Source organism: Pseudomonas sp. SP16.1, from assembly GCF_052682975.1.
Map to the genome: position 1 here is coordinate 1 of NZ_JBQYFZ010000002.1, position 16,851 is coordinate 16,851.

The window sequence follows — 16,851 nt, forward strand, 5'->3', positions numbered from 1 at the left end:
CACGTCGGCCGGCTTCTTGTCGTGCTCGCTGCGATCGACAAGCTGCGTCCTGCAACAGCGACGACCGTTGCAGAGTTGACGGGCCTCAGCAAGGGTAATATCGATAGCTACGTGGCGTCCCTCAATGCTGAGTTGGGAGTGTCGATCACTAAGAGTGGTCCGGAGTACGTCATTCAATCTTGGGGCGATCTACTCAAGAAAGCCGGCGTAAAGAAGGCTTTGACGGTTCTAATTAACAGAACTAATATGGTTTCGTGACTGTCGCGAGGTGTCTATGGAAAGTGCAACTCTGTTGGTTATGCTGATCGCCCTGGTGGCGGTTACCTATCTGTTCCGCTCTGTGTTTTCGTTGGTCAAGCTTTCCGGCGATGTAGATTACGTCAACATTGTCATTGGGCTCGTGGGGGCCTGTATTGCTGTTGCCGGTATTCAGTCGGGGCTGAAGCCTGACTATGCCGCCAGCTTGGCCATCGTAGGGATTGCCATCTTGCTTTACTCGGCATTCGATGCTCGTGATTCTATCCGGGATGCCCAGCATGAGCTTTCGAGTCAGCGACAGAGCCTCGGCGAGTCGCACTGATTCCACTGGCGCCGCTCCTTGTCTTATACCGATTTGCCCAGGTAATCACTCATGGCTTTGATCACGGGTTTCGCAATTGACGAAGCTGCTGAGATGGAGCTCGCGGACGGAGGTCGCTTCGGCGACACGCTGTTTGGCAGCCAGGTTATCGAGGCCGCCCGTGAGCTCCTGCAGCAGTCGGAGCAAACGGATGATTCGCTCCCTCTCGGTGAGTTCTTCGAGCGGCGAGAGGACATGGGAAACGGCCGGCTGCGCCTGATCCTGGATGGAGATTCCGACGTGTGCGTAGCGGTCATCAACGACGAAGGGGAGATGGCAGATGTCGAGTTCTGCGTTCCCTTTTCAGGTGGAGGACGATCGCCGAAGGTGCGCCAGGCGCTGCTCGACCTCTGTCGCGCGATTCGGGATGAGAACGCGAGCAACCCGATTGGATAGGAGAGGACATATGTCAGCCAGTAACGTTACTCACAGCTTTGACGACGCCGCTTTGGAAGCTTTGCTGACCAAAACCTGGTGGGAAGGCTTCAACTCGTCAACGGAACGGTGCAATGGAGAGTTCCCCGATGGCGAACTGGAAGCCAGTTGTGCGGCAGATGTGCGCGTGCTTATGAACGAGCTAAGCGATCAGAAGGGGGATGCGGGTCCTTGCTAACGGCGAGGACTTTCGAAGCTTACGTCACGTAGACGAATTCAATCCGAGTCATTTCTGACTCAGCAGTACAGCCGCGGTGGGTGCGACAGAAGAATTGCACGAACTCGGCGGGCTCTCGCAGGGTAGGGTGATCACCGAACCCCTCTTTGATGCATTCCTCAAGCCCGTATGCCGGATTATCAAGCATTGCGCGAAGTGGCTCTCGGCGCACATCTACTACCTGGATTGTTCTCAGTCGGTTGAGTTTCTCGCCGGCGCGTAAGCCCTGGCATTTCTCAACCGCGCAAATGAAGTCACCGACTTTCAGATGGAGCCACCCTGCTCTGCGGGTGACCGATTTGGTCCCGCTTCGAACTTGGTCGGTGGTCAGCATGAAGCTCATGTTGCGCATGGCGAGCAACCTCAGAAGCGAAAATCGAAGTCGCTGTCTGGCGGGTTTTCACGAAGCTTCTTCTGGGCCCGCTCGATCATGCTCTCGGCTGCTTTTCTCGCGTCCTCGATCCAGTGTTCCGGATGATCTTTTCGGTAGGACTTGAGGAGCCTGTGGCGCTCGCCAGGTGCTGCCTGGGCGACTTCTCGCGCCATCTTGGAAACGCTCATGCCGCGTTGCACCGTTGCGCCCATGGTTTGATTCAAGCTGCGAAGGGCGGAAATGAGTTCGGCCTGGCTTTCGTGAATGCTGTCGACGCGTCGATGCTCCAGGTAATCAATCGCCGGCCCATGAAGGTACTCCGGTAGCGCCATAATCCGGCCGAAGAGCGTGATGGAGTTGACGCGTGGCGGCAAGTTGTTCAGCAGTCCCGCCAGGAGTTGCTTTTCAGCTGCAGCGGTGTCGAGCTCAATGGGGCTTCCGGACCTAGGGCTAAGGAAGTAGGTCGCGGTATCCTGCAGGCGGACAGACAGATACCAGTGACGTGACTCCTCGACTACGGGGAACAGCGACTGGTGCCCGTGCGGGATGTCGAAATCAACCGGGTGCATTTCTCGGTCTTTTGGTAGAGCGTTTCCCTTCTCAAAGGGGAACGACCAGGTGCTTGCCGGGTTCTTCATGCTGCGCGGCCTTTTCAATTGAGACTGCAATAGGAAAACATGAACAAAAATAGCACATCGTTACGGTGTTGCCACGTCTTGCCGCTGAATGATTGTGGGTGTATGCTCGCGGATATGCGTTAGTAAATAATCGGAGCTTGTCCGGTGATCAAACCCCTCGATAGCGCGCGCCTCTCGGACATTGAGAGGGCCCGCAAAGAGCACCAGAAAACGGCGGTGGCGCTGGCCAAGGCTGTTGCTGCTGCATTCCCCAGGGGAACGCGGGTTCGCGTGCCGATGGGAAAAGGAACTACCGAAGGGATTGTCTGTGGCAAGCCATCCCCGGAAGAGCCCATGCGGGTTCCGGTGCAGCTCGACTGCCGGCGCGACTTTCAGCGCAACATCCTCTTCCAGGAGGTAGAGCTGCTCGACGATCTCTTCGAGGGCCAAGGCGCGCCGGCTATCGCCCCACAGTGATAGTCGGGCAATGCATCCAGGTGCGGGGTGCTGGGCGGTGGGTCTTTCGTGCCGTTTCAAAGCCGTTCTTATTCAATTCTGTCTCTGTAGCCAGGTTGCGATTCTAATCGCTGTACAGAATGTCACAAGCCTAAAGCGACTTCGGTGGAATAAGGGCGGGATTGACACGGCGCCTGATGGTATAAAAAAGCCGCCCGGAGGGCGGCTTTTCTCATTCTCTGATGAGAGTGGAGAGTAACTACATCGAGACTCGGAAGTCGGCGGCGAACACTGGCTCATCCTGGTCAAGGATGCTGTTCCGCTCTACCACCTGATAAACCGAGTAGCGCAACTCGGGCACGTTGATGGTTTGCTCGTGCTCCAGGGGCACTTGGCTCAGGATCACTCCGCGGCCGGTGATCGCCAGGCCGTCGCTCAGATCGAAACCGGTTCTGATCTTGGAGTTCAGGGTTTCGTCCGTGGGCTCGAAGTTGCTCTGGTTGTAATGGTCGGAGAACTCGCCCGAGTACGAGCGAACCGCCACCGGAATGTTCAGGCGTCGGCTGAGCGTCAGTGCCTGGATTGCGGGGTTGGTGGCCACCTCGGTGACGCGCAGCATCTGACCGGCCATGCTGGTGAGCGATAGGCGGGTTGTCTCAACCTGAATGGCGGTCTGCACCAGGGGCAGGATGTTGCGAATGCCTGGTGCACCTTCTTCGGCGCCTTTCGCGACGTTGAAAGCAGCCAGCAGGCGATCGGGTTCGGGTGCAAACGAATGCAGCGCGAGTTCGGCCGAGCGCCGGGTGATCGGGGTCTTTCCGGCGTTGCGGAGTGCTTCAGCCATTTGATCAGCCATGGCGAAGATCTGACGGTCCGCCTCGATCTCGGTCGCTTTCGCCCGGGTGTAGTAGCTGGCCCGGGGCAGCTCGCCAGCCGCACAGCCCTGATGCTTCTGGATGTAGTTCAGGGTTGCGTTGGCGACCTGCCGTTCATGTGGATCCTCGGAGAGGTAGAGAGGGGTCAGTCGGGCGGCTATGTAAAGGTCCCAAGAGCCAGCCAGTTCGGCCTGCGCAGTGAGCGTATCGATCTCGCTTTCCAGATCCTTCTTGAAGCTGCTCTCAAGCGCGAAGGTGTCCCGCTGGAAGTAGCCGGTCTTGCCGTGCTCGGTGTCGACGGTCAGGTTGATATTGGCGATCCGGCTGATTTCTGCATCGTGAAATGTCAGGTGCCCGGGCGCCTGCTGAGCCTGCAGCAAGTCGGAAGAGTGGTCAGGGTTGAAGTGGCTGATGGTCAGGCTGGTCAGCCCCGCGACAACCGCTGCCTGGATGGCGCGCGATAGCGAAATATCGCCATGCCAGTAGCTTACGACCGAGGTCACCCCCAGGGTTTGCAGTATGCTCTTTTGAGGTTTACGCATTTCGTTTACCTGCTTACAGAGTTACTGGCACGAGGGCTTCATAGCTGGAAGCTTCGTGTTTCAGGACTAAGGGTTTCCCCGCCTGCAGCTCTTTGCAGAGGGCAGGCGCGAGTTTCGTGAAATTCAAGGTTTCGCTGCCATAAGTGACGGTCAGCTGGTCGCCGGTCAGGCGAGCGCTAACGGCTTGGTCCTTTTCAGGGGCCGTGGCGGCGATTCCGTCAGTAATCAGCATGACGCAAACCGGCACCTGGCTGTCATTCAGGCCTAGTTGGGCTGTGTAGCTGCTGATATTCATGGGTGAGCCTCGTAAAGGGGCAATATTCGTTTCGACATTGGGCAAGTATAGCTGATCAAGGGCCTACAGTGTCCATTGGTTGACCTTCCCGCTTGCAAAGCCAGCCATCATTGTGGTTACTGATCGCCGTTCGATTTTCTTTGAACATTGCGATACTGTAACCGCATAAATTCTGGCGAATACATCGAATGAGACAATCCACGCGCACCGCGGTGCTGAAGGCCTTGGACGCCTTTGCGACAAAGGGGGTTTGGGTATTTAACGTCCGGGCCCTGTCTCGCCTGAGCGGCGTAGATGAGCACGGGCTTGTTGTTTACCTTGGACGCAACGCCGATATCGTCGGCGTCCGTAAGGTTTTTCGAGGACATTATCTTAATCCTCGCGTAGATCCGCCTATCCATGGCCTCGCCCAGTTAGTCGCAATCCTTCGACCAGGATCGCCGTCGTATTTGTCCCTGGAGTCTGTTCTTCATGAAGTCGATTGGATCAGCCAGATTCCGAACCGCATGACCTTCGTTACTACGGGGCGTTCTGCCCTTTATCAGACCCCCCTGGGCATCATTGAGTTCAATCGTGTATCCGGCGATAAATTTTCGGAGTCGCGACTATCGCAAACACGATTCGATCCTATCCGTCAGATCCGGGTTGCAACCCCCGAGCTGGCTCTCGCTGATCTGACCGCGATCGGAAGGAATCTTGATCTGGTGCGTCCGGAAGCTGAACGCAACTACGACTATCTACTGGAGGAGCGGCACCCTTGAGCCCGTACACACTGAAGGACCATGTTGCGAAAGCGATGAGCTTGACTGACAACCAGCTGGCTCAGCCGGTTGTGCTCAAGGAGATCCTGCATTACGAGATACTGAATGCCTTGTCGAACTCCGATCTTGGCGATCGTCTGGTCTTCCAGGGAGGGACTGCGTTGCGGGCCTGTTATGACGGCACGCGCCTGTCCGAGGACCTCGATTTCGTGTGTGGAGCTGGCTCCCCGGAGCCGCTTGATGTTGGGCACCTGGCATCTGTCCTGCAGAAGGCTATGCAGACCCGGTACGGCATTGAGTTCGATGCCGTCGCAGGCCCCAATACCGATCTCGGCGATGGCGTTGGGGTCAAGCGCTGGACGTTCAAGATCAAGGTGCCCTGGGAATCGCAGATGCAGCGCATCAACTTCGAGGTATGCAACGTGCCCTCGCTCGATGCTGTCCCGGTTGTGTTGCGCAGCCCCTACGAGCATCAGCAGGGCCTGCAGGGGATCGTTGTCCTGGCCGAGAGCCAGGAAGAGATTTACTCGGACAAGCTCGTCGCGCTCGGGCTTCGCTCCCACCTGAAGGCGAGGGATGTATGGGATGTGCACTTCCTGGCGCAGAAGGGGATCCAGCCGAACTACGACTGGGTGGCGCAGAAGGTAGCGTCCTACGGACGTTCCGATGATGAGTTTCTCGCGGGTCTTGATGCCGCTGTTGAGCGCATGCAGTCGCCGGATGCTGCTGAGAAATTCTGCTCGGAGATGGTTCGCTTCGTAGACAGTCGGATGGCGACGATGTTTGCCAACAAGCCGGCATTCGCAGGAGCGTGGCTTCGCCATGCGGTTGCCGACCTGGTGAAACTCAAGGAAGCCTATCCAGATTTCGCCCGGGCACGGGATGAGCTGTTGTCCTTGGCGGGGCCTGGATATGACGGCCCATGATCAGGGCTGTTGGAGAATCCGCCGAAGTGCTTCTTCGTCCGGAACTGCTGCTCCAGGAGTTGTATCCCAGATGATTCGCGGCTCACCGTCGGACGCAGGGATGCCTGGGGCGCTCGGCGCGGCAGGTTGCTGAGCCGTTTCCAGTTCTCGGGGCGGCGCCTCGGCAGGAGTGAACGGCTCAGGTGTAACCGCAACGAGCATCTTGGTGTTCACGCGCGCAACAAAGGCTTCGCCGTTGGCAATTTCGGCGGGGAAGCTGGTTCTACTAATTGGCTCGGCCGGCCCCGCGTCGGCGCGTGAAACCTGAACCCCCACCCACACTTTGACCCGATCGCCTTGGATGCTTGTGGTCTTGGTGCGGATCAGCACGCCTTCACCGCCGATATAGGCCTCCAGCGCTGTATTTGCTTCTCGCGATGGGGGCAGAATTCTCTCGGCAAAGATTGAAGGATGGGTTGAGCCAAGGGCGGCGATGAGGCTTTCTGGACCCTGATCAACAGGGAATAGAAATGCGTTGCCTTCGCCGGCCGTGCTATGCAGCGCAAGGGCAGCGTCAGTTTCGACTGCATTGCTCGCTGTGCTAATGAGCATGACGTGTAAGCCTGGCAAGTCGGCTCCTTCCTCCACAGGGGCGGCGAGTGCGATGAATGGCCACGCAATGGCAAAGGCCAGGCCGGCTCTGACCTTCATTGCTTTGGTTCTTCCTCGGTTGGTGCTTGATTGACTTGGAGCTGCGCCATGGCCAGGCGTTTATCTGCGCACTCCGCGATGGAGGACATCGTGTCCGGCGTGATGCTCGGCGTGCTCACGTCGCCGAGGCAGCCTTGCATGGACTGCATCCACTTCAGCTGATCGAAGCCCTTATTCTTGGCGCGCTCTGCCAGCTCTTGTTGAAACAGTAGGTAGATGCGGGCGATCGCTTCTGCGCCGGCGGCGGCCTCATCTGCAGGCTCGGCCTGCGTGGTCACCTCCTTCGGCGGCAGCGGGGTTTCCAGGGGGGCATTCTCCGCGAATGCAGAGCCGGCAATGATCATCCCCAGTGCGACCGCAGCGAAGGATCCGCCAAGAACCAGCCATGGAGCAAACGGCTGCAAACCGCGGGGCAGCCTGGTGTACAAGATTTCCAGCAGCACGAAGATGCCGTACGCCAGGATGCCGCCCAGCGCGAAAACCGTTCCGAACTGACGGGCAAGCAGAACGGCCGTCAGGATGGCGGCAGCCATGTAGAGCAGGTTGAAACGCGTGGGATTCATGCGCAGGGTCATGAGCCGGTTCCTGTTTCGGTTGGTAGTCTCAAAAGAATACCATTGCTTATAGTTGCGCGCCATCTCGCTTTTCGTTAAGACTAGGCACGAGTGCCTATTTATCGAAGTCAGCGAGTGCGTGATGAGTGAGTTCAAACTGCCGAACTGGCTTGAGGCTTATCGTTCCGGGGCCAGACAGGGCTATGCGCAAGCGGTGTTGGCGTATGCCGATTACTACTGCCTGGATGGCTCGGCAGATAGTGATCCATCAATTGAGGAGAGGCTTGGCTATCAGGCCCCGGCAATGGCGGCCTACGCCAGTCGTACTGGCACGAGGAGAAATCTCGATGCCATGCGTGCCGCTGGATGGCGGCTGCTTGTTTCGGCCGCGGGCGTGCTGCGGACTGAGGGTTTCAGCCGCTATGCGCTTGATAACGGCGCCTGGTCGGCCTTCCAGCAGGGGCGGCCATTTTGTGAAATCGCGTTCTGCCGGGCTGTAGACAAGCTGGGAGAGGGCGCTGACTGGGTAGTCCTGCCGGATATCGTCGCCGGCGGCCAGGTGTCTCTGGATTTCACCTTGAGGTGGCTGGAGCGACTGAAAGGATTCCCGCGCACGCTGCTGATCGCTGTGCAAGACGGGATGCAACCGGATGAAGTTCGCGACTACCTCAATCCTTCGGTGGGAATCTTCTTGGGCGGCAGTACCGAGTGGAAGCTGCAGACGATGGAAGCCTGGGGGATCCTGGCGCGCCGTCGGAACTGCTACTTCCACGTCGGGCGCGTCAATAGTGCCAGGCGCATCGCGATGTGCGCCGCGGCGAACGCGAGCTCGTTCGACGGTACGAGTGTCACCCGGTTTGCCAATACCCTGCCCAGGCTTGATGGGGCGCTGAAACATCGCATCGATCAGGCGGACCTGTATGCGCTATCAATGGCGTCGATTGAAGACACGCCATACGACTGTCGGTGGCCCTTGAGGCCGGAGTGAACGAATGGACAACCAGGTGGCCGCCGGTCAACTCAACCTCTTCCACCATGTGGCAGAGGTCTACAAGGCCGCGCCAGATGTCGCTCTCGATAACGAGAGTCTGTACAAGCTCGTCGCAAAGCGTGCAGGTATCAACGACGCAACGTTGAACCACCGCATGCCGATTGGCACCGCGGGAAAGCTGCGCAGCAAGGCGAAGAGGGCTATTCGCTGGCAGCAGCAGCAACTCAAACATCTCCAGGTCATCGAGCGTGTCCCAGGCGAGCGAGGGGTCTGGCGGCTCACAGAAAAAATGCGCAGCGGCCTTCACAAGGCGCGGCCGGGGATGACGCTACTGGCATTCAGCACCGATCTTGGGATGGCTCTCTGGGGCACAAGCCCGCAATCGCTGGCAAAGCTGGATGAGCCCATCGAGTTGCTGCTCACCTCAGCGCCCTATCCCTTGCGAAACCCTCGGGCTTACGGCAACCCTCGCTGTGAGGAGTACGTCGACTTCATCTGCGCAGTTCTGGAGCCGATCGTGCCGAAGATCGCCCCAACTGGCTCCCTGGTCCTGAATCTGTCGAATGATGTCTTCCTTGAAAAATCACCGGCGCGCTCAACCTATCTCGAACGGGTTACCATCGCTCTGGAAGATCGGCTTGGGCTGTACCTGATGGACAGGGTGATTTGGGCAAATCGCTCGAAGGCGCCTGGCCCGGTTGCCTGGGCGAGCAAGGCGCGAAATCAGCTGAACGTGTGTTGGGAACCCTGTTTGTGGATGGCGCCGGATCCGCTGAGGTGTAAAGCCGATAATCGCCGCGTGCTGTTGCCGCATACGGAACGACACCAAAAGCTGATGGCCGCCGGCGGGGAGCGGCGCGATGCTGAGTATGGCGATGGTGCCTACAGGATTCGTCCGGGCAGCTATGGGAACCTCACCACTGGGAGAATCCCACGAAATGTCCTTGAAATGGGCCACGCCTGTTCGATCGGCAAGGCGCACCGACGTGTCCTGCAGGCGCTGGATCTGCCCACACACGGCGCCGGGTGGCCGCTATCGGTTCCCGATTTCTTCATTCGATTCCTGACCGAGCCGGGAGATCTGGTGGTTGATTTATTCGGTGGCCGTTGTATGACGGGCCTGGCGGCGGAGCTTAATGAGCGCCGCTGGCTGTGCCTGGAGTTGATGCTTGAGTACATCCGCGGGGGGGCCGAACTCTTCCGGCCGTTCAAGGGGTTCTGGATCAATCCCTCTCTGGGCGGCCCTGGTGAGCTTCACCCTCAGGGGTGATCGATTGGAGTTTCTGATGGCGAAGCAATCAGCCCGCGACCGGGCGAACAGATTGAGGAGCGGATGCTGTCCGCTGCACGGGCTTGCCATGTCGCAGGTAGGACTGACTGGCGATGAGGCCCGGCCGTTCTTGGTCGAGTGCACTCGGAAAGACTGCGGCATCCGAGGTACATCGGCTGAGCCGTACGGTGAGGTTTTCCTGCTCGATGATTTCAGGCACCTACTTGGGCCGCGTTCTGTACCTGGCTGAGGTCACGATCAGTTACTGTAGGCCGCAGTGGTTCAAGTCTGAGCCAGCCGACGAGCCCGCATAGGACCCGCAACATGAAGTCAGTCAAGCAGCCCTCACCGATCCCTTTCAGGCTCCCCTGCGTCATCAATGTGCGAGACCTGCCCCGCGAGCAGATCGATGCGTTGGTCGACTCCATGATCCAGGATCTTGGCGCCAAGTTCTTTCGCGACAAAGAACTGTTCATGGCCGTGCTCGACGATCACTTCGAGGCTGCGCGTCAGCCTTGTTCATTCCTCTATGGCCCTTTCATCCAGCTCGTGTGGGTGCCATCTGGCGATCTTCGAATCACTACCTGCGACGCTATGGTTGGCGGCGAGACTTGCTATGCAGTTGACCAGTTTCAGGAGCTCGTGAGTTCTGGAGCGGCCGGTCAGCATATCGGGTTTGAACCGGCCTCCGTTGATGAGGCGGCTCCTGGGCGTTGACTTGCTGACGTTAGGGCGGTGCCCGATCAGCGTCGTCTGTCGAAGAAATTGCCGCCCCGGCGAGGATATGGCGCTGTGGCCAGGCGTTGTGCGGCCGTGCCGGCCTGGGCCAGGCTGACTTCCTGCTGCTGATAGCCGACGTGCAGAACCTCATCGCCCTCGACACCAGAGAGGACGATCATGGCGGCGAGGGGAGGCCGCTCTATTTCGTTTCCCTCGATGTGCTGTGCGATCGCCCGGAACCACTCGGCGAGCCGTTTGCGCTCGGCCTGGTTGGCCATGACTTTGGCGTTGTGAGTTCGGGATGTCTCTGGGAAAGGGAAGATTTCTGCCATGGCGGTGGGTCTAGTCTTGGAGGGAGATATCAAGGCCGTCGACTTCCAAGAAGAAGTCTCGTTGACTGAAGACCTTGACCATTACCAGCTGAGGATCGTGTCGGCATGGCATGCTCAGGTCAAGCGCCTCGCCGCCGCGGGCGGTGACGGCTGCAGAAAGCACCACGCCGAGCTTGCGCCAGGCCTCGAACGCCACCTCAAGTAGATCTCGTCCAGGGAAGTCGCTGATTACCCAGGTACGCCAAATGGCAGGGCATGAATCGCAGTCAGGGCCTATGAGGCCTCGCATGAATTTGTCGGTGCGGCAGACCTGCTTGTAGCGGACGTAGGCCTCATCGCTGCTCTCCCAGGGGGCGACCTTGAACGGGAAGGAGATCTTGAGCTTCCTCCCCTCCATCGTGCCTGCGCTGCCTGTGCTCTCCAGTTCGAGCATGCCCTGGTGCACCAGATAGTTCCGCGTCTTGCTGAGCTGCTTGAAAAGAGCGCTGTTCTCCAGGTCGGTCAGTTCCGGTCGGATCAACTCCTTCAGCCCCTTCTCGTTCTGAATGGTCATCTTGAGTATCTGGGGAACTTCTTTCAGAGCCCGGATGAAGCTGTTGAGCGCGTAACGGAAGGCGTCCGGTTGGTGGTAGTGCGCCTCCATCTGATGCAGATGCCAATGGCACTCTGACCATCGGTCGAGTGCTGGGCCAATAAGGGCATGGGGGCAGGTCATTCCGAGGGCTCTGCTAGAACCAGAAAGTCTGGATTGAACGCATTTTCAGGAACGGCTACACCCCACCATTCCAGCGCCTTGTCCCGAAACAGCTGCCACTCAACAGCACCGGGGCGGCCGTGAGTGCATAGCCTGCATTGTGGCAGGCCCTGCATTTGCTCGCTGACGGTGTTGTGGAGGTCTACACCCATCCTGCCAAAGCGACCGACGGTTGAGCCATCCGAGGCGTGGATCCAGATCGCGTCACGCCTGTGGGAAATCTGAAGCTCGTACTCCACCGGCATTGTTCCCTTGTTGTTTGAAGTGTTCGACGAGCTCGGGCTCGGCTCCGGCCCATTCTAGCGCTTCGTCCATGTGCACAAACGCTCTCTGGCGGGGATCGGATTTGCTGATCCGAACCTCACGCTTCTCTACCTCCAGGATCCAGGCCTGGTTGGTTTCTTCGATCAGTTTGGCCGCGGATATTGTGCCGCTTCGGGATGCGATGAGCATGTGGCTCTCCCATGATATTGAGTGAGGCGTTGCTGATTTGTGCCTATTGCGCCTGTTGCCGCTGCTGTGCGGCCGGCGAAAGCGAGCGGCGAAACTCTTTCCCGCGTTGTTTCAGAAGGGCATCGAAATCCTTCGCATTGGCGTCGATCGGCGGGTTGAGTCCCTTGCCCCAGGCTTGATAGCTCGGGCAAGACGTTTCGCTGCACTTGGACGCGATCATCTCCAGCAGATACTGACAGTACAGCTTCTGGTTGTTGTCGGCCCGGACCGGCTGGGTCGGGTTCTGGACCTCACTGCAGCGGTACTCAATGAACTTCGTCGTGAGCGCATCGCGCTCGGCAGACGGCTGGTAGGAACTGGCGATCGCCGGCGCAGACATGGCGATCAACAGGGCGGTGATCATTAGGTTTCGAGCCATTGAATGCTCTCCTTCTGGTTGGTAGATCGGCTGCTGTCCAGCCGACAAATTGTCATGTGGGGCGCCGCCGGCAGCGCTGCAGTACCACATCTGCAGGTTCGACTGCGAAGCACTCGGCGCTGCAGAATTTCGCGATGGTTCCGTCGTCATGGTCGCGGTAGCTGCCGTACCAGATCCACGATGGCCCCCATTCTGCGCAGCAGTGGCAGACGCTGCACCGGTGTAGAAGTGGCTGACCGAGCTCGCGGCGGTTCAGATTCTGCTGGAACAATGACTCCGGATCGATCCGAACCTTGGTGATGCCTGTGCGGATCCGTACGACCGTCATCGCAGACGCCCTCTTGTGATCGTTACGCGATGCCGGCTCGGTTGGGGTGTTTGCCGGCGGTGCCTGCGAGGAGGTCCTGCTTGTATTGAGCTGAGCCATAAACCGGCGGCTGACCGCGGGAAATCTTGCGCAGATCCTCCGCGAACTCGGCGTGCTTGGCGGCGGCCGCCATGGCGGTCGAGTAGGCCTGCTCGCCCATCTTCCCTTGCCTTATGTTTTCGGCGTGCGCCAGGTAGCCGCGGCGCAGTTCTTCGTGATACTCGGCGGCGGTGGCGAAGGCTTCGGCGCGAGCGCGCTGTGCGAGATCGCCCGGATTCATCTCCAGGATCTCTTCAGCCTTCACGAGCTCGCAGCATTCGCTGCAGCTGCTCTTCAGCTGCGCGATATCGGCTTCGGTAGTGTCGGGCCCAAGAAGGTGGAGGCTCACTTTCCCATCGTTTTCTGCGGTGAGCATCAGGGCGGTTGGGGCGGGCATTCTGAGGTGCGTCGAGGTCATCGTTCTCTCCAGGCAAAGACGCGTCCTTTCGCTTTTAGGCGGTCGGCGCTATTCTGTTCAAGAATATACCGCATGTTGTGGTATTACAATTTTGAAAGAATATAGGTGGTCGGCATGGCGCAATCGTTTCGGTGGTCCCGCGGCAGCGAAGTATCGCCAGATCAGTGGCGAGTCTTCTGCCTGGCTGTGTCGGTGATGCTCTCCCGGAGTGCTTCCATTCCCCTGGGCGATGAGCATGGCAGCTTGGTTGAGGCGGACGCTGCCTTTCTGCGAACGCCCCCTCTGGTGGGCGGCGCCGATGCGTTTGATGCCCTGCCAGTCGCCGTTCGGATCAACGGTGTCGATTCTGAATCGGACGCCCCGTTCGCGCTGCAGCGCGATAGCTGTGAAGGCGCATTTTCAACAGAGCATGCGCATGGCCACCTGGTGTATGGAGCGTTGCTGCTGGCCGCCAGCACTCTCAGTGGCTTCGAGCTGCAGGTGGAATGCACGGAGCAGGAAGGCGGTTACGGGATGGCTCTTGCCCAGGCGGCGCTGGTTGAGGTTTTCCCGAACCTGCCGCCGGCGAGCGTCGAGAGTTTCTTCGCCTCTTTCCCCGGTGCCGAGGAAGCGCAAGCGATGGCCGGACGAGCCGCTGGGTATGGAAAGCTGATCGCTCGTGTCGACGAGTTGATTGCCTCCGTGGATGGCAAGGAGCCCGCTGGCCGATTTGAAGTGGTGACGCTGCGCACCGCGCGTGCCGTTCGCCATCGGCTGCAGATCGGCGTTGATCACAAGTTCGATGCCGAATACTCGTTGCACAGCCTGGAAGGCTTCTTCAACCAATCGAAATTTCTCGAACCCGCGCCCCAGTGGGCCGAACTGAATCCGTAATGTCGAGGGCGGGCCAATGAGAGCTATCAAGGTTTTTGAGCTGTACCACCTGGATGTATCCCTGTGGCGCGACGTGCCGCTTTCCAGCGCAACGGCTCAGGAGTTTCAGGCCTTCTATGAGGCGGCTAAGAGCGCTGGGAAGCTGACGCATGTTGCCTCAATCCGCGCGGCCGGTCTGTCTGACGTTTTCCGCCTGAGCAACACGGTCGATATGCCCTGGTACGAAGCAGCCGGCATCGCGATGCACGTCGCAGGTGGAGTTCGTTCCACGTCTGTTGGCGACCTGGTTGTTGCCGGCGGCGTGGCTCACCGTGTCGCCAGTCTCGGGTTCGAGCCGGTGGAAGGCCTTGCCATCGGCGAGCCGAGCCCGCGCAGAGGCTTTGCGCTTGTGCATGCTACCGATGGTGTGTTCCTGGGCACGGCAATGGGGTTGGCCTTCTGGAGCAACCTCGATCCTGTCGGGCAGGAGGCGGCCGTGTTGTTCCCGTCCGAACAAGAGGCTGCAGAGTTTGTGTCGACCTGGACGCTGGGCGGCATGACTGAGCAGCAAAAAGCCTCCTTTCTGGGTGCGCTGCGCGTGCATGAAGTCGAGGCAGATGCCTTCAATGGTACGGCCGCGTCGATCGCTGCTTGTGCCAAGGCAGGGCTACCGGCCTGGGATCCGGCTGTCGAGGAAGATCTCGCGCCGACGTTGCATTGATAAGGGATTGACCAAGTAGGCACAAGTGCCTATCTTGTTTCGAAAGCGATGAGGAGACGAGCATGAGATCACCAGAGCAGTCGCGCCGCCGTGAGGTTCGCGTGACTTTCGAGGGCGGTAAGACGCTGGAGACCGCGATCAACGGCACCGAGGAAGAGATCGTCCGTTACTACAAGGACAACTCCTTCAATGTCGGCGTGGCTGGCAACGACGACATGCAGGCGGTCACCTCCGTCGAGTTTATCGATGTGCAGCCAGGCATGAGTTGATACTCATGCCTGACTTCTACTATCAGATCAAAGGCCGCAGGCCGCCTGAGTTCGAGGGGGATTCGCCCTGGGCCTGGCCCCCGGTTTTCAGTGGGCTCGTTTCTGCAGCTGATCGCAAGGCTGCCAAAGCGATGATTGACGAGGAGTACGGCCGGGCGTTCCCGCTTCGAGTTCTTCGGGTTGACGTTGAGCAGCATGAGTACCTTCTCCACATCCAGGAAGTGGACCCCAGCAACGACTACATCCTTCGGCGGTTTCGCGATTCGGTATGCAAGGAGTGCGGTAGCACCTTCAGGCTGATCGACAAGTACAACGACCACCACGCCGATCACAAGGGGCCTGATTACTGCTCGCAGCGGTGTGCTGCGGATGGAAAGGCCCGTGAGGTTCAGGAGTTCCGGCTGACCCACGAAGGGAAGTTGCCTGCGGTGATCTACCAGATTCGGCAGCGGTCGACCGGGCGAGTGTACGTGGGGCAAACAACCCAGCCGTTTACGCTGCGCTGGTGGCAGCACATGACGAACCAGACAGGCTGCAAATTCCATGAGGCGATGCGATCGTCTCCTGTGACCGACTGGGAGTATTCGGTGCTTGAGGTGATTGAGTTTCCGAAGGGTTGCTCGACAGCCGATTACCTCACGGACCGCGAGAGCTACTGGATCGCGAAGCTGAACTCCATTGAAGCCGGCTTCAATACTGCCAGGCCCAGCGCGGTAGATCGCTACTCGGTGCAGGGCGATGCCTGTATCGAGGCTGTGGCTTGAGTACAATCCGGGCCTGAAATCCCCAAGGAACTGAATATGCCAACCCTCAAATCAACCCTGATCACCGGTTCCAAGCCTGAGGCCGGCACCTTGCTGCGCGTCCAGGAGCAGATGGGCCTGCGTCCCGGGCAGTCCATGCAGTTCATGGTCTACCAGGTCGAGTTCGACCGGAAGAAATACTACTGCTGCTGGTCTGGCGGTGAGATGAAGGGCGGTGAGCCGCACATGACGGTGGTCGGTCAGGCCGCGATGGAGGCGCTCGCCAACCTGCCGCTCGGCAGCAACGACGCACTGATCATCCAGGAACTGAAGCTGGGACCCACGCCGCTGCGGAACAAGATCAAGGCCACGCTCAAGCGTGCGCCGGCGAACTCGAAGATCTGCTTCTTGGGTGATATGCAGGGTGAGCTGGATGGGCACATGCATGTCGCCTTCAATATCCAGCCTGGGACGCTCGATGTCGCACACTAGCCCTCTGCAGCTGACTCTTGCCTACGTGGTGGCCACTGCCGGCCTGCAGGAGGTGGTCTTTGCCATTTCCTCTGGTCAGGCGCGGGAGCTGTTCTCGGAGGCGGCCGGAGTTGGATTGGAGGCTGTCACCAGCTGTGCGCGTGCCCCATGGGCTGACCAGTACGCAGCGGATCGGAGAGTCCCGGCGAGAGCTCGTGTTGCGCACGGTCTCCCGGTGGCCTGCGCCTGCTGCGGCGCCGCGGCGAATGATGGTCCCGGCGCCTGCTTCGATGAGTACCAGGCGTATTGCTCCCAGGCATGCCTGATCAAGCACGATGAACAGAACCAGGAGCGTGAGGTGGCCCTGCTGGAGGCGCGTGAGGTGGCCCTGGCCCTTTGGCCGGAGGCGAGGGTGGTCAAGGTCGAGGAGTTGGGTGGCCGATACAGGGTGCACTTCATGTTTGGTAGCCCTGAACGCCATGCATTTTGGTTCGCCGACGACGATCAGGTTCAGGTGGCCCCCGTCGACATCGAGGCATGGGCGGACTTCAATCGGCGCATGAGGTTGTCCCGCCAGATCTGACTGGGGTGGACCTGCTCACGTATATTTTTTGTGTTATGTCTAGTTGCCTGGCTGCGCCAGGCCATGGAGCGCGCCGCTACGCGGCAAGCA

The 16,851-nt window shown here is 59.2% G+C and carries 27 protein-coding genes; 16 read left to right on the forward strand and 11 right to left on the reverse strand.

Annotated elements, in window-relative coordinates:
* The 4 genes from ACUTAF_RS24280 to ACUTAF_RS24295 form a co-directional block, all read left to right on the forward strand.
* Positions 1–258: hypothetical protein (locus tag ACUTAF_RS24280; RefSeq protein ID WP_445582507.1), on the forward strand; the 258-nt coding region annotated here is incomplete at its 5' end.
* 16 nt (positions 259–274) lie between these two features.
* Positions 275–580 carry a hypothetical protein gene (locus ACUTAF_RS24285; protein ID WP_445582508.1) on the forward strand — a complete coding sequence of 102 codons (306 nt, stop codon included), beginning with the start codon at positions 275–277 and terminating at the stop codon, positions 578–580.
* Between the two features lie 51 nt (positions 581–631).
* Positions 632–1,015, forward strand: coding sequence for a hypothetical protein (locus tag ACUTAF_RS24290; protein ID WP_088192430.1), 384 nt, complete (start codon positions 632–634; stop codon positions 1,013–1,015).
* 10 nt (positions 1,016–1,025) lie between these two features.
* Positions 1,026–1,232 carry a hypothetical protein gene (locus tag ACUTAF_RS24295; protein WP_445582509.1) on the forward strand — a complete coding sequence of 69 codons (207 nt, stop codon included), beginning with the start codon at positions 1,026–1,028 and terminating at the stop codon, positions 1,230–1,232.
* Positions 1,233–1,251: 19 nt separating this feature from the next.
* On the opposite strand, the gene ACUTAF_RS24300 is transcribed toward ACUTAF_RS24295, so the two are convergent.
* Positions 1,252–1,623: an ASCH domain-containing protein gene (locus ACUTAF_RS24300; RefSeq protein WP_445582510.1), complete on the reverse strand. Its 372-nt coding sequence runs from the start codon at positions 1,621–1,623 to the stop codon at positions 1,252–1,254.
* Between the two features lie 11 nt (positions 1,624–1,634).
* A complete protein-coding gene (locus tag ACUTAF_RS24305) occupies positions 1,635–2,282 on the reverse strand; it encodes a hypothetical protein (RefSeq protein WP_445582511.1) in 648 nt (215 codons plus the stop codon).
* Between the two features lie 144 nt (positions 2,283–2,426).
* Here ACUTAF_RS24305 and ACUTAF_RS24310 point away from each other — a divergent pair, with 144 nt between their 5' ends.
* A complete protein-coding gene (locus tag ACUTAF_RS24310; protein ID WP_445582512.1) occupies positions 2,427–2,738 on the forward strand; it encodes a hypothetical protein in 312 nt (103 codons plus the stop codon).
* A gap of 238 nt (positions 2,739–2,976) precedes the next feature.
* On the opposite strand, the gene ACUTAF_RS24315 is transcribed toward ACUTAF_RS24310, so the two are convergent.
* On the reverse strand, positions 2,977–4,134 hold the full coding sequence (locus ACUTAF_RS24315; RefSeq protein WP_140422148.1) for a hypothetical protein: 1,158 nt from the start codon (positions 4,132–4,134) through the stop codon (positions 2,977–2,979).
* Between the two features lie 13 nt (positions 4,135–4,147).
* Positions 4,148–4,429, reverse strand: a complete 282-nt coding sequence (locus tag ACUTAF_RS24320) for a hypothetical protein (RefSeq protein WP_088192434.1) — start codon at positions 4,427–4,429, stop codon at positions 4,148–4,150.
* A 188-nt stretch (positions 4,430–4,617) separates the two neighbouring features.
* Between ACUTAF_RS24320 and ACUTAF_RS24325 the strand changes: the two genes are divergently transcribed.
* Positions 4,618–5,190: a hypothetical protein gene (locus ACUTAF_RS24325; protein WP_045665634.1), complete on the forward strand. Its 573-nt coding sequence runs from the start codon at positions 4,618–4,620 to the stop codon at positions 5,188–5,190.
* A complete protein-coding gene (locus ACUTAF_RS24330; protein ID WP_088192435.1) occupies positions 5,187–6,116 on the forward strand; it encodes a nucleotidyl transferase AbiEii/AbiGii toxin family protein in 930 nt (309 codons plus the stop codon). The genes ACUTAF_RS24325 and ACUTAF_RS24330 overlap by 4 nt, the downstream gene beginning before the upstream one ends.
* Here the strand turns inward: ACUTAF_RS24330 and ACUTAF_RS24335 are convergent, their stop codons facing one another.
* Together ACUTAF_RS24335 and ACUTAF_RS24340 are read right to left on the reverse strand one after the other, a co-directional pair.
* A complete protein-coding gene (locus tag ACUTAF_RS24335; protein WP_088192436.1) occupies positions 6,117–6,806 on the reverse strand; it encodes a hypothetical protein in 690 nt (229 codons plus the stop codon).
* On the reverse strand, positions 6,803–7,381 hold the full coding sequence (locus ACUTAF_RS24340) for a hypothetical protein (protein ID WP_140422149.1): 579 nt from the start codon (positions 7,379–7,381) through the stop codon (positions 6,803–6,805). Before ACUTAF_RS24340 ends, ACUTAF_RS24335 begins: the two co-directional genes overlap by 4 nt.
* A 121-nt stretch (positions 7,382–7,502) precedes the next feature.
* On the opposite strand from ACUTAF_RS24340, the gene ACUTAF_RS24345 reads away from it, so the two are divergent.
* The 3 genes from ACUTAF_RS24345 (at position 7,503) to ACUTAF_RS24355 (ending at position 10,338) form a co-directional block, all read left to right on the forward strand.
* The gene (locus ACUTAF_RS24345) at positions 7,503–8,348 is read left to right on the forward strand and encodes a hypothetical protein (RefSeq protein ID WP_445582513.1); all 846 of its coding nucleotides are present in this window, start codon (positions 7,503–7,505) and stop codon (positions 8,346–8,348) included.
* A gap of 4 nt (positions 8,349–8,352) precedes the next feature.
* Positions 8,353–9,621, forward strand: coding sequence for a DNA methyltransferase (locus tag ACUTAF_RS24350; RefSeq protein WP_445582514.1), 1,269 nt, complete (start codon positions 8,353–8,355; stop codon positions 9,619–9,621).
* 324 nt (positions 9,622–9,945) lie between these two features.
* Positions 9,946–10,338 carry a hypothetical protein gene (locus ACUTAF_RS24355; protein ID WP_445582515.1) on the forward strand — a complete coding sequence of 131 codons (393 nt, stop codon included), beginning with the start codon at positions 9,946–9,948 and terminating at the stop codon, positions 10,336–10,338.
* Positions 10,339–10,364: 26 nt separating this feature from the next.
* On the opposite strand, the gene ACUTAF_RS24360 is transcribed toward ACUTAF_RS24355, so the two are convergent.
* The 5 genes from ACUTAF_RS24360 to ACUTAF_RS24380 form a co-directional block, all read right to left on the reverse strand.
* A complete protein-coding gene (locus ACUTAF_RS24360) occupies positions 10,365–10,673 on the reverse strand; it encodes a hypothetical protein (RefSeq protein WP_445582516.1) in 309 nt (102 codons plus the stop codon).
* 10 nt (positions 10,674–10,683) lie between these two features.
* Positions 10,684–11,388, reverse strand: coding sequence for a hypothetical protein (locus tag ACUTAF_RS24365; RefSeq protein ID WP_445582517.1), 705 nt, complete (start codon positions 11,386–11,388; stop codon positions 10,684–10,686).
* 243 nt (positions 11,389–11,631) lie between these two features.
* Entirely contained in the window at positions 11,632–11,880 is a 249-nt protein-coding gene (locus ACUTAF_RS24370) for a hypothetical protein (RefSeq protein ID WP_445582518.1), read from the reverse strand.
* Between the two features lie 43 nt (positions 11,881–11,923).
* Positions 11,924–12,283 carry a hypothetical protein gene (locus tag ACUTAF_RS24375; protein ID WP_445582519.1) on the reverse strand — a complete coding sequence of 120 codons (360 nt, stop codon included), beginning with the start codon at positions 12,281–12,283 and terminating at the stop codon, positions 11,924–11,926.
* 365 nt (positions 12,284–12,648) lie between these two features.
* The gene (locus ACUTAF_RS24380) at positions 12,649–13,122 is read right to left on the reverse strand and encodes a hypothetical protein (RefSeq protein WP_445582520.1); all 474 of its coding nucleotides are present in this window, start codon (positions 13,120–13,122) and stop codon (positions 12,649–12,651) included.
* Positions 13,123–13,236: 114 nt separating this feature from the next.
* On the opposite strand from ACUTAF_RS24380, the gene ACUTAF_RS24385 reads away from it, so the two are divergent.
* The 6 genes from ACUTAF_RS24385 (at position 13,237) to ACUTAF_RS24410 (ending at position 16,761) form a co-directional block, all read left to right on the forward strand.
* Positions 13,237–13,995: a hypothetical protein gene (locus tag ACUTAF_RS24385; RefSeq protein ID WP_445582521.1), complete on the forward strand. Its 759-nt coding sequence runs from the start codon at positions 13,237–13,239 to the stop codon at positions 13,993–13,995.
* A gap of 16 nt (positions 13,996–14,011) precedes the next feature.
* Entirely contained in the window at positions 14,012–14,695 is a 684-nt protein-coding gene (locus tag ACUTAF_RS24390; protein WP_445582522.1) for a hypothetical protein, read from the forward strand.
* 62 nt (positions 14,696–14,757) lie between these two features.
* A complete protein-coding gene (locus ACUTAF_RS24395; protein ID WP_445582523.1) occupies positions 14,758–14,964 on the forward strand; it encodes a hypothetical protein in 207 nt (68 codons plus the stop codon).
* 5 nt (positions 14,965–14,969) lie between these two features.
* Positions 14,970–15,728, forward strand: a complete 759-nt coding sequence (locus ACUTAF_RS24400; protein ID WP_088192449.1) for a GIY-YIG nuclease family protein — start codon at positions 14,970–14,972, stop codon at positions 15,726–15,728.
* Between the two features lie 36 nt (positions 15,729–15,764).
* Positions 15,765–16,199 (forward strand): hypothetical protein, encoded by a 435-nt coding sequence (locus tag ACUTAF_RS24405; RefSeq protein ID WP_045666324.1) that lies wholly within the window; start codon positions 15,765–15,767, stop codon positions 16,197–16,199.
* A 337-nt stretch (positions 16,200–16,536) separates the two neighbouring features.
* The gene (locus ACUTAF_RS24410; protein ID WP_445582524.1) at positions 16,537–16,761 is read left to right on the forward strand and encodes a hypothetical protein; all 225 of its coding nucleotides are present in this window, start codon (positions 16,537–16,539) and stop codon (positions 16,759–16,761) included.
* Positions 16,762–16,851: the final 90 nt, after the last annotated feature.